Here is a 26,406-nt window from a genome sequence, read left to right as displayed (position 1 = left end):
CGGAACACCGGGGGCACCGGCCACGTTGACAGTCAGGTAGCAGAACGATTCGACTCACGATTCGGCGGGGCTCGGCACGCCCGGGCGGCCGGAACGACACGGCACGGAGGTCCACCATGGCCAACAGGTCCCTGCGCGGCATGCGCATCGGGTCCCACAGCATGGAGACCGAGGAGGGCGTCGACTTCGCCCCGCGGCTCCAGGCTCACTACGACTGCCCCAACGGGCACACCATCATCCTGCCGTTCTCCGTCGAGGCGGACGTGCCGGTCGTCTGGGAGTGCCGCTGCGGCACCGAGGCCCTGCTGCGTGACGCGTCGCAGCCCGAGGCGAAGGCGGGCAAGCCGCCGCGCACGCACTGGGACATGCTGCTCGAGCGCCGCACGGTGAACGAGCTGCAGGAGCTGCTCGACGAGCGCCTCGACCTCCTGCGCGCGGGCAAGCTGCGCCGCAGCGCCTGAGCGCACGCCCGCGAGACCTCCACGACGCCCCGGTGAGCTGATCACCGGGGCGTCGTGCTGTGCGCACCGGTCCCGGAGCCGCGCCTGGGCGCACCGCCCGGCACGTCGTCGTCAGGCAGGCCCGTCCGGGCGCTCTGCGCGGGGCAGTCGAGCGGCGCCGACCATGCCCGCCAGGACGATCCAGACCGCCAGCACGTCGACCACCAGCGCCGGCCGGTCCCCCGCGCGCGTGGCGGGTGTCAGCGACTGCCGCAGCGGCAGGGAGGCGACCATCTCGTCGGCCGTGAACAGCTCGGTGCGCTGGGTGACGGCACCGTTCGGCTCGATGACCGCGCTGACGCCCACCGTCGAGATCTGGACCGTGGCCCGGCCGTGCTCGATGGCACGCAGCCGTGACATCGCCAGCTGCTGCGTCGACTCGTCCGTCCACCCGAAGGACGCGTTGTTGGTCTGGACGACGAGGATCTCGCCGCCCTCGGCGACCGCGTCGCGCACGATCGCGTCGTACGCCACCTCGAAGCAGATGACGTCGCCGATCACGACCGTCCGACCCAGGCGCGGGACCTCCACCGGGATGATCCCCGGCTCGGTCCCGGGCAGCATGTCGCGCGTCACCAGGTCGACGGCGTCGGAGAAGTGCCGCACGAACGACCGCATCGGGATGTACTCGGCGAACGGCGCGGGGCGCTGCTTGGAGTACGTGGCGACGGGGCCCTCCCCCGGCTGCCACAGCACGGCGGTGTTGTAGCGGCCGCCGGACTCGGGGTACTGCACGGTGCCGACGAGCATCGGGGCGCCGACCTCGCGGGCGACCCCGTCGATGAGGCCGGCGGCCTCGTCGTCGACCTGCGGGTCGATGTCCGTCCCGTTCTCCGGCCACAGCACGACGTCGAGATCGCCCGGGGCGACCTGCTCCAGCAGCGCCCGGGTGCCGGCGACGTGGTTGTCGAGCACCTGCCGGCGCTCCCCGAAGGCGTCGAGCCGGCCCGGCTCGGGCACGTTGCCCTGCACGGCACCCACCAGGAGGCGGCCGGACTCGGCGACGGTGTCCAGCGGGATCAGCAGGGACGCGGCGACGACCGCCCCACCGGCGGCGAGGGCGCCGAGCGTCCGGCCGAGGGCCACCTGCTGCGCGGCCAGGACCGCGCGCGCCAGCAGGACGCCCAGGGCGGCCACCACACCGCTGAGCAGCGGCGTCCCCCCGAGCCACATGTACGCGGCGAGCGGTGAGTCCGCCTGGGAGAACGCGAGGCGTCCCCAGGGGAAGCCGCCGAACGGCCACGCCGAGCGCAGCTCCTCCGCGGCCACCCAGAGCAGCACGAACGCGAGGAGCTGCCACGCCCCGCTGCGCCACACGGCGTGGCCGCGCCGCGCCCACGCCCACGCGGCCCCGAACAGCGCGACGTAGCCCGCCTCGAGCACGGTGAGCGCCGCCCACGGCACGGGGCCGACGGCTTCGTCCGCCCAGGTGATCATCGGCCCGAAGCAGGTCAGGCCCCACACGAGACCCACGAGGGCGTTCCAGCGCGCGGAGTCGCGGCGCAGTGCCAGGTAGAGCAGCGCCATCCCGACCGGGGCGAGCGGAACGAGGCCGGGGTCGGGGAACGCGAGCCGGGTGAACCAGCCGCCGGCCGCGGCGAGCAGGAGCGTCAGCCAGCGGGCGGACGGCGGGACGGGCACCGCAGCAGGGTACGTCAGCGCCCTGGGACCGCCGGACCACCGGCCATCCGGAGCGCACGGCGGGCCCGACCAACCGGCCCGCGCGCCCTTCGTACCGGCGAGGACGAGTCCTGCCGTTTTCTGTTGAGCGCGCGGGCCAGGTCGGAGCTCGGACCGTGCGACACCGGTCAGTGGTCTGTGGTTCCCCCCGGTGCCCGCAACGACGGGCCACTGCGAAACTACCCGCCTCGCCTCGCCTGTCAAGGGGACGTCGGTCCAGGTCAGCGGGATCGGCGCAGGCCAGCGGACCGCCCCCGGCGGGCACCCCGTCGCGGGCCCCGGCGTGTCGCCCGCGTGTCGCGGCGGCGCGTGTGCCGGACGCCACTCGACCGTCGCCGCGTGCCCGAACTTTTCACCCGCCGGACGTGGACGCCGGGCCGGTCAGCCCAGCGCGTCGTGCAGGACGACGCCGGCGCGCACGGTCCGCAGGCACTGCGGCGAGGGCTGATCGGGCCCCAGGTCGGGCAGCAGCGGGCTGCCGGCGCGCGCGTCGGCGCTCCACGACGAGGTGCGCGACGCCTGGACCACCAGGTGCTCGGCACGCCACACCGCGAGGTGCGCCGGTGCCCCGACGCGCAGCTCACCGATGCCGGCGTGGTCGAGGCCCGCGAGGCGCCAGCCACCGCGGGTGGCCGCACGGAACGCGGCGCGCACGGAGATCCGCTGGTCCGGCTCGTGGTGGCCGGCGGCGGCGCGCACACCGGCCCACGGGTCCAGAGGCGTGACCGGAGCGTCCGAGCCCAGGGCGAGCGGGACACCGGCAGCAGCGAGGTCGGCCAGGGGGTTCAGCGCCGCGGCGCGCCCCGGGCCCAGGCGTGCGGCGTACATGCCGTCCGGCCCGCCCCAGGCAGCGTCGAACGCCGGTTGGACGGACAGCCGCAGACCGAGCAGCACGATCTGCGCCAGCGAGTGGGCGTCGACCATCTCGGCGTGCTCGAGCCGGTGGCCCGCCGCGGCGATCGCTGCCGTGCCCTCGACGTCGGCGGCGGTCCGCAGGCCCAGCAGCAGCTCGTCGAGCGCGCGGTCCCCGATGACGTGGAACGCGGCGTGCGAGCCGGCACGGGTCACGGCGGTCACGTGGTTGGCGATCTGCTCGGCCGTGAGCTGCAGGGCGCCCGACGTCGGGGCGTCGGCGTACGGGTGGCGCAGCGCCGCGGTGCGCGATCCCAGCGACCCGTCGACGTTCAGGTCGCCGCCGATGCCCGTCAGGCCGGGCAGGTCGGCCAGCAGCGCCCGTGCGTCGTCGACCGTCACGCAGGGCTCGGCCCGGTAGCCCACGACCAGGGGCAGCCCGGACACGGGGTCGGCCGTCATGGCCATCAGCTCACGCAGTCCGTCGCGGGTGTCGACGTGCGGAGCGGACTGCTCGTGCACGGCGACGATCCCGGCGGCCGCCGCCCGGGCGAGGACGTCCCGGTACAGCGTCGTGCGCTCGCCGGCGTCCACGGCACGGGCGACCGCCCGCGCCGCGTGGTGGGCGGCACCGGTGACGCGGCCGTCCTCCGACCACCCCGGCAGGCCCCGCAGGCCGGCCAGGTCGGCCAGCGCGCTCGAGACGATAGCGGAGTGCACGTCGACGCGTGCCAGGTACACCGGCAGCCCCTGGCCGGCCACGTCGAGCTCGTCGCGCGTCGGCGGGCGCCGCTCCGGCCACGCGCCGTCGTCCCACCCCGTGCCCAGCACGACGCGGCGGTCGCCTGCTGCCCGTTCGGCCGCGACCCGCGCCACGGCGTCGAGCGCGGCAGGCAGGCTCCGCACTCCCCCGGCCGCGCTCAGGTCGAGACCGGCGGCGGCCAGGCCCGTCTCCAGGAGGTGCACGTGCGCATCGACGAACGCCGGGGCGACGAGCGCCCCGTCGAGCTCGACGACCTCGTCGACGCCGGCGACGAGGCCGTCGGCGGTGTCGTCCGACCCCATCCAGGCGATGACGCCGTCCTCGACGAGCACCGCCTCGGCGAAGGGGTCCGCGGGAGAGTGCACGACACCGTGCCGGTAGAGGGTCGCGCTCACATCAGCCCACGATAGGCCCACCCGGGGCGGACGCGGAACGCGGAGGAGGACGGGCGTCCTGCTCGCCGTCGGCTCAGACGGCCGAGTACGCCACGACGCCGCGCCGCAGCGCGGTCACCGCGCGGTCGGCCGTGGTGCGCAGCCGGGCGGTCGGTGCGGCGCCGGCGATCTGGTCGAGCACGTCGACGACCTGCTTGCACCACCGCACGAAGTCCCCGGCGGCGAGGTCCGACCCGCGCAGCACCGCGTCCAGGCTGCGCCCGGCCGCCCACCGGTGGATCGGCTCCACCAGCCCCAGGTCGAGCGGCTGGATGGTGTCGAGCCGCGCCTCGTGCTCGAGGTCCTCGAGCTGGGACCACGCCCGCACGGCCGCGTCGAGCGCGCGGCCCAGCCGGCTGTCCGGCCCCCCGGGGACGCGCGCCTCCGCGTCGTCGTCGCGCCTCGAGCGGTACACGATGGTCGAGACGGCCGCCGCCAGGCCCGGCGGGTCGAGCTCGTCCCACACGCCCCGTCGCAGGCACTCCGCGAGCACGAGGTCGTTCTCGGCGTACAGCCGGCGCAGCCAGCGGCCGTCGTCGGTGACCCGCAGCGCTCCGTCCTCGTCGGTCGTCAGGTACCCGAGCGTGCCGAGCACGTCGCACGTCCGGTCGAAGACCGCCGCGATCGACCCGGTCCGCCCGGAGATCCGGCGCACCAGCGCCGCGTGCTCGTCACGCAGCCGCTCCCACCGCTCCGCCCAGCGCGCGTGGTCCTCCCGCTCCGGGCACCGGTGGCACGGATGAGCGCGCAGGGTGCGCCGCAGGGCCTCGAGCTCGGCGTCCTCGGCCGCAGCCGACCGCTGCTGGTCCCGGCGCCCGCCGGCACGCGTCGGCGACGGCACGACGTCCAGCTCGTCGAGCCGTGCCCGCAGACGCGCGGCCAGGTCGCGCCGGGCGGCGGGAACCCGCACCTCGAACCGCCCGGGCACCTTGAGCCGCCCGACGGTCCGGAGCCCCGGCCCGGCGTCGGCCACCGTCAGCCTGCGCACCTGCCGGTCGGTCGTCAGGACGGTGGGACGAGGGCCGTCGAACCCGCCGCCACCGCCGGGGTCCACCACGACCGCGTGCTGCGGACGCCTCCCGGCGGGGATCTCCACGACGTCGCCGACGCGCAGCCCTTCGAGCGTGCGCGCGACGTCCGCGCGCCGCGCCGCGGCGGCGGCCTTGGCCAGACCCCGCTCGCGGTCCGTGAGGGCGCGACGCAGCGCCATGTACTCACCGAAGTCGCCCAGATGGCACGACATCGCCTCGGCGTAGCCCTCGAGCGCCTCGGCGTGCGTCTGGGCCTGACGGGCGAGGCCGACCACACCGCGATCGGCCTGGAACTGCGCGAACGACGTCTCGAGGACCTCGCGGGCACGCTCGCGGCCCACCTGCGCGACCAGGTTGACCGCCATGTTGTACGTCGGCCGGAACGACGAGCGCAGCGGGTACAGCCGCCGGGATGCCAGACCGGCGAGCTGCACGGGGTCCAGACCCCCGTGCGCGACCACCACGGCGTGCCCCTCGGTGTCGATGCCGCGCCGGCCGGCGCGTCCCGTGAGCTGGGTGTACTCCCCCGGTGTCACGTCGACGTGCGCGCTGCCGTCCCACTTGACGAGCTTCTCCAGGACGACCGACCGGGCCGGCATGTTGATGCCGAGCGCGAGCGTCTCGGTGGCGAAGACGACCTTGACCCAGCCGCGGGAGAACAGGTCCTCGACGGTCTCCTTGAACAGCGGCAGCATGCCCGCGTGGTGGGCGGCGACGCCGCGGACGAGGGCCTCGACGAACGTGTCGAACCCCAGCACGCCGAGGTCCTCCGGCGGGATGGCCGCGCAGCGCTCCTCCGCGACCCGGCGGATCTCCGCCTGCTCGCGGGGGGTGGTCAGGCCCACGCCCGCCGTCAGGCACTGCTGCACGGCCGCCTCGCACCCGGCACGCGAGAAGATGAACACGATCGCGGGCAGCAGTCCCGCGTCGGCGAGCTCCCCGACGACGACGAACCGCGGAGCCGGCCGCACGCCGACGCCCGGGCGCTGGCCGCCGCGGCCCCGGTACCCGCGGTCCCGCGGCCCGCGGCGCTCGCGACCGTCGGGCTCGTGGCGACGCAGCAGGCGCGTGAGGTCCGGGTTGATGGGCGGGTCCGCGCCCGGTGCCGTCGGGTCGACGTGCCCGGCGTACAGGTCGAGCAGCTGGTCCCCGACGAGCACGTGCTGGCCCAGCGGGACGGGACGGTGCTCGCTCACCACCACGGTCGTGTCGCCACGCACGGTGGCCAGCCAGTCCCCGAACTCCTCGGCGTTCGACACCGTCGCGGACAGCGACACCAGCTGCACGTCGTCGGGCAGGTGGATGATCACCTCCTCCCACACCGGGCCGCGGAACCGGTCGGCCAGGTAGTGGACCTCGTCCATGACGACGTACCCCAGCCCGTCCAGCGCCGCGGAGCCCGCGTACAGCATGTTGCGCAGCACCTCGGTGGTCATGACGACGACGTCGGCGTCCCCGTTGACCGTCGTGTCACCCGTGAGCAGCCCGACGCGCTCGGCGCCGTGCACGCGGGCCAGGTCGGCGTACTTCTGGTTGGACAGCGCCTTGATGGGCGTCGTGTAGAACGCCTTGCGCCCCGAGGCGAGCGCGAGGTGCACGGCGAACTCCCCCACCACCGTCTTGCCCGCGCCGGTCGGCGCCGCGACGAGCACGCCGCTGCCGCGCTCGAGCGCCGCGCACGCCTCGACCTGGAACTCGTCGAGGGGGAAGTCCAGGCCGGCGCGGAAGGTGGCGAGCTCGCCGCGGTCGGCCGCTGCACGGCGGCGCGACGCGGCGTAGCGCTCCGCGGGCGACGGCTCGGCCGGTCCGGGGGCGGTGGAGCCCGGGACGGTGCGGGGGGTGCGGGGACGCGATGGCACGGGCCCACCCTAGGCACGCCGCGGCGGTGCGCTACCCGAGGAGACCGAGCGCCGCGGGCACGACCTCGACCAGCAGGGGCAGCGGCCCGACGCGCTCGCCGTCCGCGAAGACCGTGGGCGGGTGCCCCCCGAGCCCGGGCGCGTGCTCGACGAGGACACGCCGTCCCCGCATCGCCCGCACCCGCGGGTCGCCCAGGTGCCGGCCCCCGTAGATGCGCGGGAAGATCCCGACGGCCCCCCGGCGGGTGAACGGGCCGGCCACGACGACGTCGAGCAGGCCGTCGTCCGGCACGGCGTCCGGGGCGATCGGCAGGCCGCCACCGAACCACGGCGTGTTCGCGACCGCGACGAGCGTCCCGGCCGACTCCCACGTGTCGTCGTCGACGCGCACGCGATACCCGTAGGGCCGGAACGCCGCCAGCTCCGGCACCAGCGCTCGCAGGTAGCGCGCATGACCGTTCGGCCAGGTCAGGGCATTCGCGCGGGCGTTGACCGCCGCGTCGAGGCCGCACGACAGCACTCCGGCGTACCACGTGGCGCCGGTGCCGTCGGGCGGCCCGGCACGCACCGCGTCGACGCGACGCGGGCCCGTCCGCAGCGCGCGGTCGACGACCGCCACGGCCTTGTCGACGTCGCCGCGGGGCAGCCCGTAGGCGCGGGCGATGTCGTTGCCGGTGCCGACGGCGACGATGCCCAGCGGCAGGTCGGTGCCCGCCACCACGTCGACGCCGAGGTGCACCATGCCGTCGCCGCCGACGACGACCAGCGCGTCGAGCCCGGCGGTCGCGGCCTGCCGCGCCCGGTCGGTGGCCTGGACGAGGGTCGGCGCTGACAGGTCGTGCACGTCGTGCCCCGCACGTTCGAGGAGCCGGTGCGCGCGTCTGCCGACGCTGCTGCTCCCCCTGCCCGCGACCGGGTTGACGATCAGCCCGAGGGTGCTCACGCGGTGCCCGTGGCGGTGTCGCCGCCACGTGCGGCGCGGGGCGCGTCGTCGTCGTCGGGCGTGGTCCCGTCGAGACGGGGCAGGCCCTGGGCGACCAGTCGACGGTCGAGTCGACGGTCGTGCAGCACGCACATGCCGAGCGCTGCGAAGAAGAGCAGGCAGATCGGTATCGCCACGGCGAGCATGGTCACGGCGTCCGGGGTCGGGGTCGCGATCGCGGCGAACACGAACGCGACCAGCACTGCCCAGCGCCAGCCGGCGGCCCACGTCCGGGCGCGGACCAGACCCGTGAGGTTCAGGGCGACCATCACCACGGGCAGCAGGAACCCGAGGCCGAAGGCCAGGACGACGCGCATGAAGAAGCCCAGGTAGAGCTGTGCGTCCACCCAGTTCGTCGTGCCGGCGGGTGCGAACTCGGTGAACAGGTGGACCGCGTTCGGCACGGCCCACCAGGCGAGCCCCGCACCGGCGAGGAACAGCGGGACACCGACGGCGAGGAAGCCGACGGCGTAGCGACGTTCCTTGGACGTGAGGCCAGGGGTGACGAACGCCCAGAGCTGGTAGATCCACCACGGGGCGGTGAACAGCACGCCCAGGAAGAGCGAGACCTTGACCCGGACGTCGAACGCCGTCGCGACGCCCTGGAAGTTGAGGGCGACGCGGTCGTCACGGGCGTCGGCGGCGTCGAGGATGGGCGCCTGCAGCAGGTCGAAGACCGGTTCGTAGACCATCCAGCCGACGACTCCGCCGACGACCAGTCCGAGCGCGATGAGCACGACCCTGCGGCGCAGCTCGCGCAGGTGCTCGCGCAGCGGCATGCGACCGGCGTCGTCGGGGTCGCGCCGGGGCTTCCGGCTCACGGGCGGCTCAGGGTCGCGGCGCGGCGGGCGGCGTCGCCGCCGGGGGCGGGGGCGGCACATCGGTGCCGTGGTCGGCCGTGGTGCCCGTCACCGGGTCCGGCACGACGTGGCTGTCGTTGCGCCTGCCGTCGTCGGCGAGGTCCTTGACCTCGTTCTTGAAGATCTTCATCGACTGGCCGATGCTCTTGGCCAGGCCCGGCAGACGGTTCGCCCCGAACAGGAGCAGGATCACCACCAGGACGATGAGCACGTGCCAGGCACTGACGTTCCTGAGCATGACGACCCCTCTGTGTCCGTTGTTCCCGCGCCGCTGAGTCTACGTGGCCGCCGTGGTGTGCCGGAGCCGGTGAGCCGGCCCGGGGCGCCGGGTGGGTCAGCCGAGCCAGCGGCCCGCTGCGTCGGCCACCGTCCGGCGGTGCTGGTCGCGACGGCGCAGCCGGTGCTCCCTGCGCACGGCGCGCAGCTGCTCCACGCGGTCCCGCAGCGCCTGCGCGTCACCGCCCAGCGCGGGACGGACGGCTTCCTGCTCGGCGCGCGCGGCGTCCTCGAGCAAGGCCGCCCGCGTGGCGAGCTGGTCGGCGACCTCACCGGCGCGCGCCAGCTCCTCACCGAGGGCGACGGCCGCGCTCCACAGCCGCCGCACCAGCAGGAACGCACCCGCGAGGGTCGCCAGGACCAGCACGGTCCAGACCGAGAACCACAGCATGTCAGGTCTCCTCCGCGGTGGTCGCGAGCAGCGGACCGTACGCCTCGAGCGCGGCGCGTGCGGCCGCTGCCGTGTCCTGCGCGACGTGCGGCGGCCGCACGTCCAGGACGTCCTCGGCGACCTGCAGGAGCAGGTGCCGCAGCCACGCCGGCTGCACGACGCGCACGTCCACCTCGAAGGCGCCGCCCGCGAGCTCGCGCGTGTGCTCGACCGGCACGGTCTCGGCGACCCAGCGGGCGCGCCCGCTCAGCCGGACGGTCACCAGGTCGCCCGACGACGGGTCGGGCTGGAACACGTCGGAGTCCGCCGCGAGCGGGTGCTCGCCGGCCGCCTCGTCCAGCACCGTGGCCTCGACGACGCGGTCCAGCCGGAACCTGCGCTCGGCGTCCGCGGCCAGCGACCAGGCGATGAGGTACGAGCTCTCGTCCTGGCTGACGAGCCGGATCGGGTCGACGTCGCGCTCGGTGACCGTGTCGGACGCGTCGGCGTACCGCAGGCGCAGCCGGCGACGCCCCGCCAGGGCCTTGCCGACGGCGGCGGCGACGGCGGGCACGGCACCGACCTTCAGCTCGACGTCCAGCGGCACGCCGGCGGCGGCGTCGCCCGTGGCGGCCTGGACCTTGGCGATGACGGAGTCGAGGACCGCGGCCCGCTCGGCGTCGAGCGCCGGCCGCAGCGCGGCGAGCGAGCGCAGCGCGGCGAGCAGCGCGACGCCCTCGCGCGGCCCCAGACGCAGCGGACGGGTCATCCCCCGGCCCTCGGTGAGCCGCACGACGCCCTGCTCGTAGGACGAGGCGTCGAAGTCGATGAGGTCGTCGGGCAGGTACCCGGGCGTGCCGGTGACCCACAGCGTGTCGATGTCCGCCATGACCTGGGCCGGTGTGACGCCGAACTGCGCCGCCACCTGGTCCACGGGGACGTCCTCGTGGCGCTCCAGGTAGGCGATCATCCCCAGCATCCGTACCAGGCGGTCGCTCGCGCGCTCAGGCACCGCGCGCCTCCTCGACGTCGGCCCGTCGGTCACCGGCAGGCGGCCGCCGCCGGTCGAGGGTGGCCGCGACCCGCAGCAGCCCCAGGACCGCGTCGCGCACCTGCGGCGGGTCGAGCACGAGCACTGCGTCCCCGTACCCGACGACCTCCTCGGCGAGCTCCCAGTCGATCCGGTAGGGCACGGCGACCAGGTCACGTCCTCGCAGCACCTGCTCGGCGCCGGCGGGCAGGGCAGCGTCGGGGGGCACCCGGGTCGCGCGGGCACGCAGCGCGCCCGCACGCTCGGGCGTCACCGCGAGGAGCGCCGTGCGCTCGGGACCGTCGCCCATCCACGCGCGTGACGCCTCGGCGAGCTCGGCGGCGGTCGGTGCCGGGAACCCGCCGGGCTCCCCCAGCGGACGGACGGCCCCGCGGATGCGCCGCAGCCGGAACGACCGGCTCGCGCCACGGTCCCGGTCCCGGGCCAGCAGCACCCAGCCGCCACGTCGGGCGAGCAGCTTCCACGGCTCGACGTGCCGCTCGCGGACCTCTCCCGTCGTGGCCGCGTGGTACGTGAACTGCACGGCCTGCCGGTTCTGGACGGCGTCGACCAGCGGGCCGAAGGCGTCACCGCCGGCCCGCACCCGCGGCGCGAGCCCCGCCACCAGGTCGTGCGCCTCGGGGGCGGCGCCCACCGCCCGGAGCTTGGTGAGCGCACGGGTCGAGTCGGCGCGCAGGGACTGGTCCTGCCACACCTGTGCGGCCAGCCCGAGGACCCCGAGCTCGGCTGCCGTCAGCTCGATCGGTGGCAGCGACCAGTGGGCGGTGTCGATGCGGTAGCCGATGTCGTCACCGTGCCCCGCGTGGGTCACGGTCAGCACCGGGACGCCCAGCTCGCGCAGCGTGTCCTTGTCCCGCTCGAACATCCGCTCGAAGGCGTCGTCGGAGGGGGCGTCGCCGTACCCGGCGACGGACGAGCGCACCTGCTCCTTGGTCATCCGGCCCGGGGTGTTCACCAGGGCGATGACGAGGTTGAGCAGGCGCTCGGCGGGCGGGATCGCGGGGGGCATCGGGCTACACGGTAGTCGCCGGAGGCGGGCGCGCGGGCGTCGGAGGCGTCCGGCACGCCGGTAGCGTGGGCGCGTGATCGCATGGCGTGCGGGAGTGGTGACGGAGTGCCGGGCCCGGTGGGACGGTGCGTGCGAGTCGACGGTCGCGCTGGACGGTGAGGACCGCACGGTCCGTGCGCTGTCGTACCCGCACCTCGTGGGTGAGGTCGTGCCGGGCGCCCACGTGCTGCTCAACGCGACGGCCCTGCTGCGCGGCCTGGGCACGGGCGGGTACGCGCTGGTCGTCGCGCGCACCGACGCACTGGTCCCCGACCCGCTGCCGGGCCCGGGGCACCTCGTCAAGGCGCGCTACACCCCGCTCCAGGCGATGGTCCTGGGCGTCGACGACCAGGAGTCGCCCCACCACGACGTGCTGCGCGACGCGGACGACCTGGACGGCCTGCCCGTGGTCGTCGCCGACCTGCACTCGGCCCTCCCGGCGGTCGTGGCCGGTGCGCGTGCCGCCGCCGAGCGGCTCGGGCGGCCCGCCCCGCGCGTGGCCTACGTGATGACCGACGGGGGCGCGCTGCCCGCGTGGTTCTCGCGCGCGGTCGACGGCCTGCGGTCGGCGGGCTGGGTCGAGGCGTGCGTGACGACGGGACAGGCGTTCGGCGGCGACCTCGAGGCCGTCACCGTGCACACGGGCCTGCTCGCCGCGCACCACGTGGTGGGCGCCGACCTCGTCGTGGTGGCGCAGGGACCCGGCAACCTCGGCACCGGCACCCGGTGGGGCTTCTCGGGTGTCGCCGCAGGTGAGGCCCTCAACGCGGCCGGCGTGCTCGGCGGCCGCCCCGTGGCCTCGCTGCGGGTGTCGGGCGCGGACGCGCGCGACCGGCACCTGGGCGTGTCGCACCACTCGTCGACCGCGTACGGCCGGGTCGCCCTGTCCCCCGCCGACGTGGTGGTGCCCCGGTTCGCCGCCGAGCTGCCGGGGACGCCGCAGGACCTGACGGCGGACCCCGACGCCGCCTCGTGGGCAGCCCTGACGGACCGCGTCCGGGACCAGGCGGCCGAGCTGGTGGCGCCGCGCGGCCGGCACACCGCCGTGACGGTCGACGCGGACGACGCCCTGCTCGACGCGCTGCGCACGTCACCGGTGCGGCTGTCGACCATGGGCCGCGGCCTGGACGCCGACCCGGCGGCGTTCCTCGCGGCCGCCGTCGCCGGCGTGCACGCCGTCATGTCGTCCTGAAGGGCCGCCGCCGGACGTCAGTCGTCGGTCGGCGTCGCGCTGCGGCGTGCCACGAGCGTCGCGAGCCGGCGCGCCTCGCGCTCGGCGCGCTCACCGTCGGCGCGCTGCACGCCCATCACGGCGAGGGTGTCGCCGTCGGCGAGGTCGAGCTGCACCCAGGGCCGGCCCTGACCGAACCGCACGGAGACGATCTCGGCCCACGTGACGTGCCGCGTGACGAGGAGGTTGCGCACCCGCAGCCCCGTGGCGTCCGGCACCGCGACGACTGACGCCTGCCGCCAGCAGAACCACACGATCGCGAGGCCGAACAGCGCGAACCCGATCTGGTCGAGCACCGCCAGGCCCGGCATCGTGAGCACGAGCACCACCGTGAGGACCAGCACGGCCACGGCGACCGTCAGCGTCACCGCGCGGGCGAGCCGGGGCCGGAACGGCGCGGCGAGGTCGTCGTGGGCCGGCACGTCAGATCCGGCAGGCGAGGATCGAGGTGACGAGGATCGCGCGGGCGCCGACGTCGTACAGCGCGTCCATGACGCGGTTCGTCTGGCTGCGGGGCACCATCGCGCGCACGGCCGCCCACTGCCCGTTGTGCAACGGCGAGACGGTCGGGGACTCCAGCCCGGGGGTGATCGCGACGGCCTGCTCGACGAGCTCGAGCGGCACGTCGTAGTCCATGAGGACGTACTCGCGCGCCGTCAGGACGCCCTGCAGACGCCGCGTCAGGATGTCCAGGCCCGCGGGCTGGTCGACGTCGGCGCGGCGCACCAGGACGGCCTCGGAGCGCAGGATGGGCTCGCCGAAGACCTCGAGGCCGGCGGCACGCAGCGTGGAGCCGGTCTCGACGACGTCGGCGATGACGTCGGCGACGCCCAGCCGGATCGCGGACTCGACCGCGCCGTCCAGGCGCACGACGGCCTCCGGCTCGATGCCCCGCTCGCGCAGGTAGGCCGAGACGAGCTCGGAGTACGACGTGGCGACGCGCAGCCCCGCGATCTGGCGGGCGTCGGTCAGCCGGCCGGCGGTCCCCGCGAAGCGGAACGTGGAGCGTGCGAAGCCCAGAGGCAGGTGCTCGACCGCCGACGACGCGGAGTCGATGAGCAGGTCGCGACCGGTGATGCCGACGTCGACCGTGCCGGCGCCGACGTAGACCGCGACGTCCCGCGGGCGCAGGAAGAAGAACTCGACGTCGTTGTCCGGGTCGGGCAGGACGAGCTCGCGGGCGTCGCGGCGCTGCCGGTAGCCGGCCTCGCGCAACATGGAGACGGCGGGCTCGGACAGGGAGCCCTTGTTGGGGACGGCGATCCTCAGCACGGTGTCCTCGGTGGTTCGGTGGGGTGTCGGCGGGGGCGGGACGACGGGCGCGGCGGCCCGTGCGTCACAGATGCGTGTACACGTCCTGCAGGGTCAGGCCCTTGGCGAGCATGAGCACCTGCAGGTGGTACAGCAGCTGCGAGATCTCCTCGGCGGCGCGCGCGTCGGACTCGTGCTCGGCCGCCATCCAGACCTCGGCGGCCTCCTCGACGACCTTCTTGCCGATGGCATGCACCCCGGCGTCCAGCTCGGCGACGGTGCCCGACCCCTCGGGGCGCGTGGCGGCCTTCTGCGACAGCTCGGCGAACAGCTCCTCGAACGACTTCACGACACGAGCCTAGACGTCCGTCCGGGTGCCGCCGCACACGTGTCCGTCAGGCGTCGCCGAGCGAGCGCAGGGCCAGGGCGGTGGCGACGGCCGCCTGCGCGGCCTCGGCGCCCTTGTCCTCGTGCGACCCGGGCAGCCCGGCGCGGTCGATCGCCTGCTGCTCGTCGTCGCACGTCAGCACACCGAACCCGACCGGGACGCCGGTGCGCAGACCGACCTCGGTCAGGCCCCACGTGGCGGCCTGGCACACGTAGTCGAAGTGGGGCGTGCCGCCGCGGATCACCACGCCGAGCGCGACGACGGCGTCGGCGCCGCCGGCGGCGCGCTGCGCGGCGACCGGCAGCTCGAACGAGCCCGGGACGCGCACCGTGGTGACGTCCTCGACGCCCGCCTCGGCCAGCGCACGCTGCGCACCGGCGACCAGGCCGTCCATGACGGTCGTGTGCCAGCTCGCCGCGACGACGACGACCCGCAGGCCGCGGCCGTCCAGCTCGAGGGTGGGTGCACCTGCGCCGCTCATGCCAGCTCCTCCAGGGGGTCGAACGTGTGGTCGGTCGTGTCGGTCCCCGCGGGTGCGGGGCCGGCGATGACGGGCGCGACGTGCACGGGGGGCACGAGCGCCGGGGTGCGGGCGTCGCCGTCGACGTCGTCGAGGTGCAGCGCGTGGCCCATGCTCGTGGCCTTGGTGCGCAGGTACGCCTCGTTGTGCGGGGTGCGCCCGACCTCCAGGCCGCGCACCTGCGTGACCTCGATGCCGTGCGCGCGCAGGCCCTCGACCTTCGCGGGGTTGTTGGTCAGGAGCCGCACGCGCCGCACGCCCAGGTCGGCGAGGATCGCCGCGGCGGCGCCGTACTCGCGGCGGTCCGCCGGCCAGCCGAGGTCGACGTTCGCCTCGATGGTGTCGCGGCCCACGTCCTGCAGGGCGTACGCGGCGACCTTCGCCAGCAGCCCGATCCCCCGGCCCTCGTGGCCGCGCATGTACACGACGGCCCCGCCCTCGGCGGCGGCGATCTCGAGGGCCGCGTCGAGCTGCGGGCCGCAGTCGCAGCGGGCGGAGCCGAACGCGTCGCCCGTCAGGCACTCGGAGTGCACCCGCACGGTCGGCTCGTCCGCGAGGCCGGCCGTCGACACCAGGGCGACGTGCTCGTCACCCGTGCGCAGGTCGCGGTACCCGTGGATGCGGAAGTCGCCGTGACGCGTCGGCAGGTACGCGGTGTGCGTCGCGTGGACCCGCGGGGTGGCGTCGGGGTCGACCTGCTCGGTCGGGCCGGTGTCCCCGTGCGCCACGCGCCAGGCCCGCAGGTCCGCGATGGTGAGCAGGACCAGGCCGGCGGCGGCGGCGATCCGCGCCGCCTCGGGCAGCCGGACCATCTGCCCGTCGTCGCGCACGAGCTCGGCGATCGCGCCGACGGGCTCGAGGCCCGCCAGCCGGCACAGGTCGACGGCGGCCTCGGTGTGCCCCGCGCGGTGCAGCACGCCTCCCGGCACCGCCCGCAGGGGCAGGACGTGACCGGGCCGGATCAGGTCGCCGTGCCCCGACGCGGGGTCCGCGAGGACGCGCAGCGTCCGTGCGCGGTCCGCGGCGGAGATGCCCGTGGTCACGCCCGTCGCCGCGTCGACGGTCACGGTGTACGCCGTCCGCCGGGGGTCCTGGCTGTGCGGCACCATCAGCGGCAGGTCGAGCGCGTCGGCACGGGCCGCAGGCATGGGTGCGCACAGGTAGCCCGACGAGTGCCGGATGGTCCAGGCCACCCACTCGGGGGTCGCGGACTGCGCCGCGAGGACCACGTCCGCCTCGTTCTCGCGGTCGAGGGAGTCGGCGACGAGCACCGGGCGTCCCGCGCGCAGCGCCTCGAGCGCCTCCTCGACGGTGCCCAACCGGATGTCGTCGCTCATCGCAGCGCTCCCCCTGTCGCGAGCAGCCGCTCGGTGTACTTCGCCAGGACGTCGACCTCGAGGTTCACGCGCGCGCCGGGCTGCAGCGCCCCCAGCGTGGTGACCTGCAGCGTCGTCGGGATCAGGGAGACCCCGAAGGTGTCGTCGCCCACGTGCGTGACGGTCAGGGACACACCTTGGACCGTGATCGAGCCCTTCTCCGCGACGTACCGCGCGATGGCTGGCTCCAGCCCGATCTCGACGTCGTCCCACCGCGGGCCGGGCCGCCGCGCACGGACGACGCCGACGCCGTCGACGTGCCCCTGCACGACGTGGCCGCCGTACCGGCCACCGACCGCCAGGGCGCGCTCGAGGTTGACCGCGTCGCCCTCGGCCAGGTCGCCCAGCGCCGACCGGCGCAGCGTCTCGGGCATGACGTCGGCGACGAACGTGCCGTCACCGGGCAGCTCGGCCACGGTCAGGCACACGCCGCTGACGGCGATCGAGTCACCCGGCCGCGCGTCGGACGTGACCAGGGGGCCGCGCACGCGCAGCCGCGCGTCCACCCCGTCCCCGTCGCCCGGCGTGAGCGCGACCACGGTGCCCATCTCCTCGACGATGCCGGTGAACATCAGTGCTCCTCCTCGGTGGACGTACGAACGTTCTCGGTGGGGGCGCCGGGCGGTGGCGCGGGCGACGCGACGACGAGCACGTCGGGACCCAGCGGGAGGACCTCGGTCGGCACCAGCCGGATCGCGTCGCGGATCGTGGTGATGCCGAGGTCACCGACCGCCGTGGGGCCCGCACCCAGCAGGACGGGTGCCAGGTACGCGTGCACCTCGTCGACCAGGCCCGCGGCGAGGAACGCCGCCGCGAGCGTGGGTCCGCCCTCGACGAGCACGTGCCGCACCTCGCGGGCCTGCATCACCTGCAGGACGTGCGCCGGGTCGTGCGTGCGGACGTGCACGAGGTCGCCGCCCGGCCCTCGCAGCCGGGAGCCGGCGGGCACGTCACGGTCCCCCACGACGACACGCAGCGGCTGGTGCTCCACCAACGACCCGTCCAGGGTCCGCGCCGTCAGCGACGGGTCGTCCGCCAGGACCGTCCCGGTCCCGACCACGATCGCCCCGACCTCCGCCCGCAGCGTGTGGGCGTGCCGGCGCGCCACGTCCGACGTGATCCACCGGCTCGAGCCGTCGGCCGCCGCGACCCGGCCGTCCAGGGTCGAGGCGATCTTGAGCGTCACGAAGGGCCGGCCGCGCCGCACGGCGGACAGCCAGGGCGCCAGCAGCCGGCTGCCCTCGTCCTGCAGCGCGCCGGTCACGACGTCCACCCCGGCGTCCCGCAGGCGCCGCGCTCCCCCGGCTGCCACCGGGTTCGGGTCCTCCACCGCGACGACCACACGCGCGACGCCCGCGTCGACCAGCGCCACCGAGCACGGACCCGTCCGGCCGGTGTGGTCGCACGGCTCGAGCGTCACGACCGCGGTCGCGCCGCGCACGTCGGCGCCGCGCTCGCGGGCGTCCGCCAGGGCGGCGACCTCGGCGTGCGGGGTGCCGGCGCCGCGGTGCCAGCCCTCGCCCAGCACCGTCCCGGTCGCGGCACGACCGGTCGCGGTCTCCGGGGCCAGCAGGACGCACCCGACGCGCGGGTTGGGGCCCGCGGGGCCCCTCGCGGCGAGCTCGAGCGCGCGGCGCATGGCGGCGACCTCGTGCGGGTGCACGCGGGCCGCGACGTCGGTGACGTCCGCGGGGGTGGGCGCCGTGGCGCCCGTGGTCGTGCTCATCGCCCTGCACCTCCGTCGCCTCGCAGGCTCCGGGGTCGCACGGGCGGCAGGCCGCACCGTCACGGCACGCACAGGGGCGCACCGTGCACGCGTCTCCTCCCATCCGGACTTTCACCGTCGGTCCCGGAGTTCCACCAGGTCAACCGCTCACCCCTCGCGGGGCTCACGGGTCGCGGACTGTCACCGCCGGCTCGGACTTTCACCGACCCCGGAGCACGTGTGTGTTCAGTGAACGATGATGCCACACGCCGCATCGCCTACCGCGCGCCGTCCGGCGGACGACCCGCCGCCTCAGGCGTCGACCGTCGGGTGCTCCGCGAGCGACCGCAGCGCGGCGATCTCCGCGGCGACGTCGGGCGCGCCGTACACCGCCGAGCCCGCGACGAACACGTTGGCGCCGGCCCGCGCGATGCGGCCGATGGTCGCGCGCGACACACCGCCGTCCACCTGCACCCACGTGTCGGCGCCGACCGCGTCCACCGCGGCCCGCGTACGGCGGACCTTCGCCAGCGTGCCCTCGATGAACGACTGCCCGCCGAAGCCGGGCTCGACCGTCATCACCAGCACCATGTCAACCTCCCCCAGGAGGTCGAGGAACGGCTCGACGGGCGTCGCCGGCCGCAGCGCGACCGCCGCGCGGACGCCGCCCGCCCGCAGCTCGCGCGCCAGCCGCACGGGCGCCTGCGCCGCCTCGGCGTGGAACGTCACGGACGCCGCACCCGCCTCCGCGTACTGCAGGGCCCAGCGGTCCGCGTCCTCGACCATCAGGTGGACGTCGAGCGGGACGGGGCTCACCTCGGCGAGGCGACGCACGACCGGCAGCCCGATCGTCAGGTTGGGCACGAAGTGCTGGTCCATCACGTCGACGTGCGCGTGGTCCGCCGACGCGATGGCCTGCAGGTCGCGCTCGAGGTTCGCGAAGTCGGCGGACAGGATGCTCGGGTTGATCAGCACGGGAGCCACACGCCCACGCTACCCACGCCGCGACCGCCGCCGTGCGACCCCGGCCGTCAGAGACGTCGCAGCAGCGTGAGGTGCATCGCGTCGGTGCCGTGCACGTGCGGCCACAGCTGCACGTCGGTCCGTCCCGCCACCGGCTGCCAGGCGGGTGCCACCTGCGCCATGACGGGCGCCGCGTCGACGACCTCCACCGGCGTCCCGGCGCGTCCCGCCGCCCGGACCGCGTCGAGCACGACGAGCTGGGTCTCCGCCAGGTGCGGCGAGCACGTCACGTACCCGACGACACCACCCGGACGCACCGCCGCGACCGCCGACGCGAGCAGCTCGCGCTGCAGGGCGCTGAGCGTCGCCAGGTCCGCCGGCGTCCGGCGCCACCGGGACTCCGGGCGCCGCCGCAGCGCACCCAGCCCCGTGCAGGGCGCGTCGAGCAGCACCCGGTCGTACGACGCGGGCTCCAGCGCGCCGACCGTCCGCCCGTCGCTCGTGCGCACCTCCTCGACCGCGTCGCCCGGCACCGCCCGCAGCGCCTGCTCGACGAGGCGGGTGCGGTGCGGCTGCACCTCGTTCGCGACGATCCGCGCCCCCCGCTGAGCCGCCAGCGCACCCAGCAGCGCGGCCTTGCCCCCCGGTCCCGCGCACAGGTCCAGCCACCGGGCGTCGGGCCCTTCGACGGGCGCCGCGACGAACGCCAGCGTCACGAGCTGCGACCCCTCGTCCTGCACGCCCGCGGCCCCGTCCCGCACCGCCGGCAACGCACCGGGGTCGCCCCCGGACAGGACCAGCGCGGTGGGCGCCAGCCCTGCCGGCGTCACGTCCGCCTCCTGCGCTACCTGCGCCGGGTCGGCCAGCCCCGGGCGCACGACGAGCGTCACCCGAGGCGGCGCGTTGTCCGCGGCCAGCAGGGCGCCCAGCTCGTCGGCGGAACGGCCCGCGCCCACCAGGGACTCGCGCATCGCCCGCACGACCCACGCGGGATGGCTCTCCACCGCGGCGAGCCGGGCGACCGGGTCGTCCCCTCGCGGGTCGGCCGCGTCACCGATCCGCTCCAGCCACGCCTCGAGCGGGTGCTCCGAGACCCTGCGCAGGACCGCGTTGACGAACTGCGCGGCACCGGCACCCACCCGCTCCCGCGCCAGGCCGACGGTCTCGGACACCGCGGCGTGCGGGGCGACGCGCATGCCCAGGAGCTGGTGCGCACCCAGGCGCAGCACGTCGAGGACGTTCGGGTCGACCTGGTGGAGCGGACGCGACGACGCCAGGGCGAGCACCGCGTCGTACCTGCCCCGCAGGCGCAGCGTGCCGTAGGCAAGCTCGGTCGCGAACCCCGCGTCACGGCCCGCGATGCGGCGGTCGCGCAGCAGGGGCGGCAGGACCAGGTTCGCGTACGCGTCGGACTCCGCGACGGCGCGCAGCGTGTCGTACGCCGCGTTCCGCGCGGGGTCGGCCTGTCGCGAGCGCTGCGACGGCGCCGCCGTCGTCCGGGCCGCGCGCCCCTGGACGCGCGCCTCGCCCCGCTGCCGACCGCGCGCGTCGCGCCGTGCGTCGGCCGACCGGTCGTCACGACCGCGCCGCTCCTGGCCGCTCATCGTGCCGCCCCCGTCGGCCCGGCGGTGCCGGGCGCTCCGGCGCCGAGCACGGTCCCGGCGGCGAGTCGCGCGCCGCGCGCCCAGTCGGCCGCCGGCATCGGGCGCTTGCCCGGCGCGGTGACGTCACCGAGGCGCACAGCTCCGGCCGCCGTGCCCACGAGCACCTCGTGCTTCTCGGCGCGCACCTCCCCCGGCCGCAGGTCCGTGACCTCCGGCACCGGACGCACCGGGCCCAGGCCGAGACGCTGCGCGTCCGGCAGCGTGGTCCACGCCCCGGGGGCGGGCGTGCAGCCGCGCACCCGGCGGTCGACCGCGTGCGCCGGGTGCTCCCAGCGGACCCGGGCGTCCTCGACCGTGAGCTTCGGGGCGTGGCTCACGCCGTCACCCGGCTGCGGGACGGGCTCCAGCACGCCGTCCTCGAGGGCGTCGAGGGTCCGCACGAGCAGCTCGGCCCCCGCGACGGACAGCCGGCCCAGCAGGTCGCCGGACGTGTCCGTCGGCCGGATCGTCTCGGTCAGGGTCCCGTACACCGGACCGGTGTCGAGCCCTTCCTCCAGCCGGAACGTCGACGCACCGGTCACCTCGTCGCCCGCCATCACGGCGTGCTGCACGGGCGCCGCACCGCGCCAGGCGGGCAGCAGGGAGAAGTGCAGGTTCACCCACCCGTGGCGCGGGACGTCCAGCAGGTCCGCCGGCACGAGGACCCCGTAGGCCACCACCGGGGCCGCGTCGACCGCGAGGTCGGCGATCTGTGCCACCACCTGCGGGTCCCGCAGCGACCGGGGCGTCAGGACCTGCAGCCCGCGCTCGCGGGCGACGGCCGCGACCGCCGACGGCTGCAGCGCGCGCCCCCGTCCGACGCGTGCGTCGGGACGCGTCAGCACGGCGACCACCTCGTGACGGGACGCCAGCAGGGCCTGCAGGGAGGGGACGGCGGCCGCGGGACTTCCCGCGAAGAGCAGACGCATGGGTTCGATCCTAGGTCGCGCGCGACGCCCGCCGGTGCGTCACAGGAGGTCGGCCGGGTCGACCTGGACGCGCACGGTGCCCCCTTCGCGGCGGGCGCTGCGGATCGCGACCGACGCGCCGACGGCCCGCGCGAGGGCGGCACCGTCGGTCGGGGGGACGCGCAGCAGCGTGCGGACCTCGGGTTCCAGCGCCTGGCGGTCGTCCGCGGGCTGCGGGACGGGTCCGAGCACCTCGAGCGCGGGCACGTCGACCCGGGCGACGACGGCCGCGACGGCGTCGCGCGTGCCCGTCAGGGCGGCGACCCGCACGGCGGGCGGCAGCCGCAGCTCCGCGCGTTCGTCGAGCTCACGCTCCGCGAGGCCCGCGGGGTCCCAGCGCACCAGCGCCTGCGTGGGGCGCGCGGCGCCGTCGCCGACGAGCAGCACCTGGCCGCCCTCACCCGTGGGACGGACCAGCGCCGCTGCCGCCAGCCACCGTCGCAGCGCGTCGACCTCCGCACCCAGCCGCTCCCCGGCGCTGGCCACGGCGGCGTCGAGGAGCACGGCCGCCGCGTAGCCGGACGGTGCGTGCGGCTCGGCGCCGGGCGTCGCGACGACGAGCGCGGGACGGTCGGGGACGTCGGCGAGCACGCCGCCGGCGGCGCGTGCGCCCGAGACCCGCACCGTGACGCCGGGGAAGGCGCGTCCGAGCTCCTCCGCGGTGCGCTCGGAGCCGACCCGCACCGACCGCACGCCCGAGGCGCCGCACTCGGTGCACCGCCACCCCGTGGCCAGGCGCGCGCACCAGCCGCAGGACGGCGGCCCGTCGCCGTGGGTGAGCCCGAGCGGACCGTGGCAGGTGGCGCAGCGCGCAGGTGTCCGGCAGCGCACGCAGGCGACGACCGGCACGTACCCGGCGCGCGGCACCTGGACGAGCACGGGACCGGCCGCGAGGGCGTCGCGCATCGCACGCCAGGCGGGCCCGGGGAGCCGTGCGGCGGCAGCCGGTCCCTCGCGCGCCAGCTCGACGCTCGTCAGCGCGCGGACCCGGGGCGCGCGTGCCCGCACGCCCGCACGGTCCGCCGCTACCTCGCGCGCCCAGCCCGTCGCGACCAGGTGCTGCGCCTCCACGGTGCGGGCGTGGCCCCCGACGAGCAGCGCGGCGCCCTCGAGCTCCGAACGCAGCGCGAGCACCTCGCGCACGTGCGGGTACGGCGCGCGCGGCTCCGCGTGCTGCAGGTCACCGTCGTCCCAGCAGACGGCCAGACCCAGGTCCGCGACCGGTGCGAATGCGGACGCCCGCGTGCCGACGACCACCCGTGCGCGTCCGCGCAGGGCGGCGAGGAACGCGCGGTAGCGCGCCGCCGGCCCGTCGTCGGCGACCAGCCGGGCGACGGGCCCGCCGCGCGTGACGTCGTCGAGGCCGACGGCGCGCAGCGCGGCGCACACGCGGTCGACGTCGCGGCCGTCGGGGACGACCACGAGGGCGCCCCGCCCGCCCAGCAGGCACGTCGACACCGCCTGGGCCACCGCCGCCGCCCAGGTGTGCTCCCCCGTGCCCGGCAGCGCCGTCCACACGGCACGCGGTGCGCCGCCCGCCAGGACGTGCCGCAGGAACGCCGGGCCGCCCCGGTACGCGGACCAGGCGGGTGCGCCCGCCTCCCCAGTGGCCGGGACCTCGGTGGCGACCGTGGGGGCGTCGTCGCCCGCCCCGTCGTCGCGGTCGGGCTGCTCACCCTCGACGCGTGCGTGCCGGGGCGGGACGGCGAGCCGCAGGACGTCCGCGAGGGTCCCGGCCCAGCGGTCGGCGACGGCGCGCGCGAGGCGGGCCACGGCCGGCGTGACGACGGGCTCCAGCGAGACGACCCGCCGCAGCGGCAGCAGCCGTCCCTCGTGCTCGGCGTGGTCGACCCGCTCGAGGAGCCACCCGTCGACGTCCTGACCGGCGAACCGCACCTTCACGCGGACGCCGGGCTGCGCGGCCGCGTCGAGATTCTCGGGGACGACGTACTCGAAAGGACGGTCGAGGTGCGCGGGCGCCAGGTCCACGCAGACCCGAGCCACCGGCAGCTGCGCCGCCGGGCCCGGCGGCGCCGTCGTCCGACGGCGGCGGGTGGTCGGCGCCACCACCTCGAGCCCCGCCAGCGCGGGCTGCTCGGGTGCGTGGTCGCCGGTCACGCCGCCCATCCCACCACGGCCGGGCCCGATCCCCACGACGCAGCAGGATGCGCGTCGTGACGTGCCCGACGGCGTGCCTCCGGGGTCAGCCGACGGCCGACAGCAGGTCGGCCGTGCGATCCGTGCGCTCCCACGTGAACTCGGGGAGGTCGCGCCCGAAGTGCCCGTACGCGGCCGTGCGGCGGTACACCGGGCGCAGCAGGTCGAGGTCGCGGATGATCGCCGCGGGCCGCAGGTCGAACACCTCGCGGATCGCCGCCGTCAGCCGCTCGTCCGGCACGGTGCCGGTGCCGAACGTCTCGACGTACAGCCCGACCGGGTGCGCCTTGCCGATCGCGTACGCGACCTGCACCTCGCAGCGGCGCGCCAGACCGGCCGCCACGACGTTCTTGGCCACCCACCTCATCGCGTACGCCGCGGAGCGGTCGACCTTGGACGGGTCCTTGCCGGAGAAGGCGCCGCCGCCGTGGCGCGCCATGCCGCCGTAGGTGTCGACGATGATCTTGCGTCCCGTGAGCCCGGCGTCACCCTGGGGTCCACCGATGACGAACTGGCCCGTCGGGTTCACGAGCAGACGGTGCTGCGAGGTGTCGATGCCGACCTCCGCCAGCACGGGTGCCACGACGAGCTCGGCGACCTGCGTGGCGAGGCGGGACTCCAGCAGGTCCGGCTCGTGCTGGGTCGAGACGACGACGGTGTCGAGGGAGACGGGGCGGTCACCGTCGTACCCGATGGTCACCTGCGTCTTGCCGTCGGGCCGCAGACCGGCGAGCGTGCCCTCCTTGCGGACCTGCGCGAGCCGCTCGGCGAGACGGTGCGCGAGCCAGATCGGCAGGGGCAGGAGCGACGGGGTCTCGTCGCTCGCGTACCCGAACATCAGGCCCTGGTCGCCGGCGCCCTGCAGGTCCAGGGGGTCGAGGTCGCTGTCGTCCGAGCGGACCTCGATCGCCTTGTCGACGCCCGCGGCGATGTCCGGCGACTGCTGCCCGATCGAGACGGACACGCCGCACGAGTCACCGTCGAACCCGATGTGCGAGGACGTGTAGCCGATCCCCCGCACCACCTCCCGCACGATCTGCGGGATCTCGACGTACGCGCTCGTGGTCACCTCACCGGCGACGTGCACGAGGCCGGTCGTGACCATCGTCTCGACCGCGACCCGGGCCGTCGTGTCCTGCTCGAGGATCGCGTCGAGGATGGCGTCGGAGATCTGGTCGCAGATCTTGTCGGGGTGCCCCTCGGTCACGGACTCCGAGGTGAACAGGCGGAGCGACGCTGAAGTCATGCCGGAAGCGTAGCGGCGCCGCCCGACGCGCCCGTACCGCCGTCCACGAACGTGGCCACCGCGTCCCAGACGGCGTGGGCGACCTCGGCCTTGGTGCCCGCAGCCGTCGCGACCACCTCGCCCGCGCGGTCGAGGACCGTGACGTCGTTGGTCGTCGTGCCGAAGCCACGACCGTCGCTGACCGGGTTCACGACGAGCAGGTCGGCACCCTTGCGGCGTGCCTTGGCACGCGCGTGGTCGAGCACGGAGCCGTCGGCGTCGCCGGTCTCGGCCGCGAACCCGACGACGACCTGGGGCTGCCGCGGCGGGTGGGTGACCAGCTCGCGCAGGATGTCGGTGGTCTCGACCAGCTCGATCCGCGGCGGCTCGCCGGACTTCTTCAGCTTGGCGTCCGCGACCTCGGCCGGCCGGTAGTCGGCGACCGCGGCGGCCATCACGACGACGTCGGCCTGCAGGGCGGCGGACCTGACGGCGTCCCGGAGCTGCTCACCCGTCTCGACGGGGACCACGTCGACGTCACGTCCGACGTCCGCGAGCACCTCGGCGCCGACGTTCGCCACGACGAGCGTCACCGACCCGCCGCGCTCGGCCGCGGCACGCGCCAGCGCGACGCCCTGCCGTCCGGACGACCTGTTGCCGAGGAACCGCACCGGGTCGAGCGGCTCCCGCGTGCCGCCTGCGGAGACCACGACGCGTCGGCCGGCGAGGTCCGTGCGGCGCGGCGCGGCGAGGCCCAGTGCCGCCGCGGCGATCACCTCGGGCTCGGGCAGGCGACCCGCACCCGAGTCGGTGCCGGTCAGGCGACCCACGTCGGGGTCCAGCACGTGCACGCCGCGGTCACGCAGCGTCGCGACGTTCGCCACCGTCGCGGGGTGCTCCCACATCTCGGTGTGCATCGCGGGCGCCAGCAGCACCGGGCAGCGGGCGACCAGGAGCGTCGCCGTCAGCAGGTCGTCGGCCCGGCCGGCGGCGGCCCGCGCGAGCAGGTCCGCGGTGGCCGGCGCGACGACGACCAGCTCGGCGCCCTTGCCGACGGCGACGTGCGCCACCTGGTCGACGTCCTCGAACACCTCGGTCGTCACCGGCTGCCCGGACAGCGCCTCCCACGTCGCGCGGCCCACGAACTGCAGGGACGAGCGCGTCGGGACGACGCGGACCGTGTGGCCCTGCTCGCGCAGCAGGCGCAGCAGCAGGACGGCCTTGTACGCGGCGATGCCGCCCGCGACACCGAGGACGATGCGCATGGCCGGGG

General features: G+C 76.1%; 24 protein-coding genes and 1 riboswitch. Of the genes, 2 read left to right on the top strand and 22 right to left on the bottom strand.

Translation table 11 applies throughout. The features are described from left to right. The first annotated feature begins 116 nt into the window (after positions 1-116). Complete coding sequence (locus NP075_RS09785) at positions 117-461, top strand: RNA polymerase-binding protein RbpA (protein WP_227563008.1); 345 nt, start codon at positions 117-119, stop codon at positions 459-461. A 111-nt stretch (positions 462-572) separates the two neighbouring features. Here NP075_RS09785 and lnt read toward each other — a convergent pair whose 3' ends face one another. The 9 genes from lnt to NP075_RS09740 all read right to left on the bottom strand — a co-directional run bounded on the left by lnt (position 573) and on the right by NP075_RS09740 (position 11,667). Next, positions 573-2,141, bottom strand: a complete 1,569-nt coding sequence (gene lnt / locus NP075_RS09780) for an apolipoprotein N-acyltransferase (RefSeq protein WP_227563007.1) — start codon at positions 2,139-2,141, stop codon at positions 573-575. Between the two features lie 420 nt (positions 2,142-2,561). Continuing rightward, complete coding sequence (locus NP075_RS09775) at positions 2,562-4,190, bottom strand: amidohydrolase (RefSeq protein ID WP_227563006.1); 1,629 nt, start codon at positions 4,188-4,190, stop codon at positions 2,562-2,564. A gap of 73 nt (positions 4,191-4,263) precedes the next feature. Continuing rightward, positions 4,264-7,119: a DEAD/DEAH box helicase gene (locus NP075_RS09770; RefSeq protein WP_227563005.1), complete on the bottom strand. Its 2,856-nt coding sequence runs from the start codon at positions 7,117-7,119 to the stop codon at positions 4,264-4,266. Between the two features lie 31 nt (positions 7,120-7,150). Then, a complete protein-coding gene (locus NP075_RS09765; protein WP_227563004.1) occupies positions 7,151-8,062 on the bottom strand; it encodes a diacylglycerol/lipid kinase family protein in 912 nt (303 codons plus the stop codon). Next, entirely contained in the window at positions 8,059-8,880 is an 822-nt protein-coding gene (gene tatC / locus NP075_RS09760) for a twin-arginine translocase subunit TatC (RefSeq protein ID WP_227563220.1), read from the bottom strand. Before tatC ends, NP075_RS09765 begins: the two co-directional genes overlap by 4 nt. A 49-nt stretch (positions 8,881-8,929) precedes the next feature. Then, positions 8,930-9,199, bottom strand: a complete 270-nt coding sequence (gene tatA / locus NP075_RS09755; protein ID WP_227563003.1) for a twin-arginine translocase TatA/TatE family subunit — start codon at positions 9,197-9,199, stop codon at positions 8,930-8,932. Between the two features lie 96 nt (positions 9,200-9,295). Further along, entirely contained in the window at positions 9,296-9,628 is a 333-nt protein-coding gene (locus tag NP075_RS09750) for a hypothetical protein (RefSeq protein ID WP_227563002.1), read from the bottom strand. Position 9,629: 1 nt separating this feature from the next. Continuing rightward, complete coding sequence (locus NP075_RS09745; RefSeq protein WP_227563001.1) at positions 9,630-10,619, bottom strand: helix-turn-helix transcriptional regulator; 990 nt, start codon at positions 10,617-10,619, stop codon at positions 9,630-9,632. Further along, complete coding sequence (locus NP075_RS09740; protein WP_227563000.1) at positions 10,612-11,667, bottom strand: helix-turn-helix transcriptional regulator; 1,056 nt, start codon at positions 11,665-11,667, stop codon at positions 10,612-10,614. The genes NP075_RS09745 and NP075_RS09740 overlap by 8 nt, the downstream gene beginning before the upstream one ends. Before the next feature lie 73 nt (positions 11,668-11,740). On the opposite strand from NP075_RS09740, the gene NP075_RS09735 reads away from it, so the two are divergent. Further along, positions 11,741-12,898: a DUF3866 family protein gene (locus NP075_RS09735; protein ID WP_227562999.1), complete on the top strand. Its 1,158-nt coding sequence runs from the start codon at positions 11,741-11,743 to the stop codon at positions 12,896-12,898. Positions 12,899-12,915: 17 nt separating this feature from the next. On the opposite strand, the gene NP075_RS09730 is transcribed toward NP075_RS09735, so the two are convergent. The 13 genes from NP075_RS09730 to coaBC form a co-directional block, all read right to left on the bottom strand. Then, entirely contained in the window at positions 12,916-13,359 is a 444-nt protein-coding gene (locus NP075_RS09730; protein WP_227562998.1) for a PH domain-containing protein, read from the bottom strand. A gap of 1 nt (position 13,360) precedes the next feature. Beyond that, positions 13,361-14,209: an ATP phosphoribosyltransferase gene (gene hisG / locus NP075_RS09725; RefSeq protein ID WP_227562997.1), complete on the bottom strand. Its 849-nt coding sequence runs from the start codon at positions 14,207-14,209 to the stop codon at positions 13,361-13,363. A 64-nt stretch (positions 14,210-14,273) separates the two neighbouring features. Next, positions 14,274-14,537 (bottom strand): phosphoribosyl-ATP diphosphatase, encoded by a 264-nt coding sequence (locus NP075_RS09720; RefSeq protein WP_227562996.1) that lies wholly within the window; start codon positions 14,535-14,537, stop codon positions 14,274-14,276. Between the two features lie 46 nt (positions 14,538-14,583). After that, positions 14,584-15,057, bottom strand: coding sequence for a 6,7-dimethyl-8-ribityllumazine synthase (gene ribH, locus NP075_RS09715; protein WP_227562995.1), 474 nt, complete (start codon positions 15,055-15,057; stop codon positions 14,584-14,586). Then, positions 15,054-16,433: a GTP cyclohydrolase II gene (ribA, locus tag NP075_RS09710; protein WP_227562994.1), complete on the bottom strand. Its 1,380-nt coding sequence runs from the start codon at positions 16,431-16,433 to the stop codon at positions 15,054-15,056. Before ribA ends, ribH begins: the two co-directional genes overlap by 4 nt. Next, positions 16,430-17,044, bottom strand: coding sequence for a riboflavin synthase (locus NP075_RS09705; protein ID WP_227562993.1), 615 nt, complete (start codon positions 17,042-17,044; stop codon positions 16,430-16,432). The genes ribA and NP075_RS09705 overlap by 4 nt, the downstream gene beginning before the upstream one ends. Continuing rightward, the gene (gene ribD / locus NP075_RS09700; protein ID WP_372456670.1) at positions 17,044-18,198 is read right to left on the bottom strand and encodes a bifunctional diaminohydroxyphosphoribosylaminopyrimidine deaminase/5-amino-6-(5-phosphoribosylamino)uracil reductase RibD; all 1,155 of its coding nucleotides are present in this window, start codon (positions 18,196-18,198) and stop codon (positions 17,044-17,046) included. Before ribD ends, NP075_RS09705 begins: the two co-directional genes overlap by 1 nt. 87 nt (positions 18,199-18,285) lie before the next feature. Further along, positions 18,286-18,419: riboswitch (FMN riboswitch) on the bottom strand. Positions 18,420-18,489: 70 nt separating this feature from the next. Next, a complete protein-coding gene (rpe, locus tag NP075_RS09695) occupies positions 18,490-19,161 on the bottom strand; it encodes a ribulose-phosphate 3-epimerase (protein ID WP_227562992.1) in 672 nt (223 codons plus the stop codon). A 47-nt stretch (positions 19,162-19,208) separates the two neighbouring features. Beyond that, entirely contained in the window at positions 19,209-20,744 is a 1,536-nt protein-coding gene (locus NP075_RS09690) for an RsmB/NOP family class I SAM-dependent RNA methyltransferase (RefSeq protein WP_227562991.1), read from the bottom strand. Then, positions 20,741-21,712 (bottom strand): methionyl-tRNA formyltransferase, encoded by a 972-nt coding sequence (gene fmt / locus NP075_RS09685; RefSeq protein ID WP_227562990.1) that lies wholly within the window; start codon positions 21,710-21,712, stop codon positions 20,741-20,743. The genes NP075_RS09690 and fmt overlap by 4 nt, the downstream gene beginning before the upstream one ends. Before the next feature lie 39 nt (positions 21,713-21,751). After that, a complete protein-coding gene (locus NP075_RS09680) occupies positions 21,752-23,878 on the bottom strand; it encodes a primosomal protein N' (protein WP_227562989.1) in 2,127 nt (708 codons plus the stop codon). A 76-nt stretch (positions 23,879-23,954) separates the two neighbouring features. Beyond that, positions 23,955-25,154, bottom strand: a complete 1,200-nt coding sequence (gene metK / locus NP075_RS09675; RefSeq protein ID WP_227562988.1) for a methionine adenosyltransferase — start codon at positions 25,152-25,154, stop codon at positions 23,955-23,957. Then, positions 25,151-26,398: a bifunctional phosphopantothenoylcysteine decarboxylase/phosphopantothenate--cysteine ligase CoaBC gene (coaBC, locus tag NP075_RS09670; RefSeq protein WP_227562987.1), complete on the bottom strand. Its 1,248-nt coding sequence runs from the start codon at positions 26,396-26,398 to the stop codon at positions 25,151-25,153. The genes metK and coaBC overlap by 4 nt, the downstream gene beginning before the upstream one ends. Positions 26,399-26,406 lie beyond the last annotated feature (8 nt).

It is taken from the genome of Cellulomonas wangsupingiae (genome assembly GCF_024508275.1).
In the GTDB taxonomy this organism is placed as follows: Bacteria; Actinomycetota; Actinomycetes; order Actinomycetales; family Cellulomonadaceae; genus Cellulomonas; species Cellulomonas wangsupingiae.
The sequence above is the reverse complement of the archived record's forward strand: the minus strand, read 5'-3'. Positions and strand labels throughout refer to the sequence as shown.

Coding starts and splice junctions, on each gene's coding strand:
- fmt (WP_227562990.1), bottom strand. CDS start 21,712: ATGCGTCTGCTCTTCGCGGGAAGTCCCGCGGCCGCCGTCCCCTCCCTG.
- ribH (WP_227562995.1), bottom strand. CDS start 15,057: ATGAGCGGCGCAGGTGCACCCACCCTCGAGCTGGACGGCCGCGGCCTG.
- ribD (WP_372456670.1), bottom strand. CDS start 18,198: ATGAGCACGACCACGGGCGCCACGGCGCCCACCCCCGCGGACGTCACC.
- NP075_RS09680 (WP_227562989.1), bottom strand. CDS start 23,878: ATGGGCGGCGTGACCGGCGACCACGCACCCGAGCAGCCCGCGCTGGCG.
- NP075_RS09785 (WP_227563008.1), top strand. CDS start 117: ATGGCCAACAGGTCCCTGCGCGGCATGCGCATCGGGTCCCACAGCATG.
- ribA (WP_227562994.1), bottom strand. CDS start 16,433: ATGAGCGACGACATCCGGTTGGGCACCGTCGAGGAGGCGCTCGAGGCG.
- tatC (WP_227563220.1), bottom strand. CDS start 8,880: ATGCCGCTGCGCGAGCACCTGCGCGAGCTGCGCCGCAGGGTCGTGCTC.
- NP075_RS09750 (WP_227563002.1), bottom strand. CDS start 9,628: ATGCTGTGGTTCTCGGTCTGGACCGTGCTGGTCCTGGCGACCCTCGCG.
- tatA (WP_227563003.1), bottom strand. CDS start 9,199: ATGCTCAGGAACGTCAGTGCCTGGCACGTGCTCATCGTCCTGGTGGTG.
- NP075_RS09705 (WP_227562993.1), bottom strand. CDS start 17,044: ATGTTCACCGGCATCGTCGAGGAGATGGGCACCGTGGTCGCGCTCACG.
- metK (WP_227562988.1), bottom strand. CDS start 25,154: ATGACTTCAGCGTCGCTCCGCCTGTTCACCTCGGAGTCCGTGACCGAG.
- coaBC (WP_227562987.1), bottom strand. CDS start 26,398: ATGCGCATCGTCCTCGGTGTCGCGGGCGGCATCGCCGCGTACAAGGCC.
- NP075_RS09690 (WP_227562991.1), bottom strand. CDS start 20,744: ATGAGCGGCCAGGAGCGGCGCGGTCGTGACGACCGGTCGGCCGACGCA.
- NP075_RS09740 (WP_227563000.1), bottom strand. CDS start 11,667: ATGCCCCCCGCGATCCCGCCCGCCGAGCGCCTGCTCAACCTCGTCATC.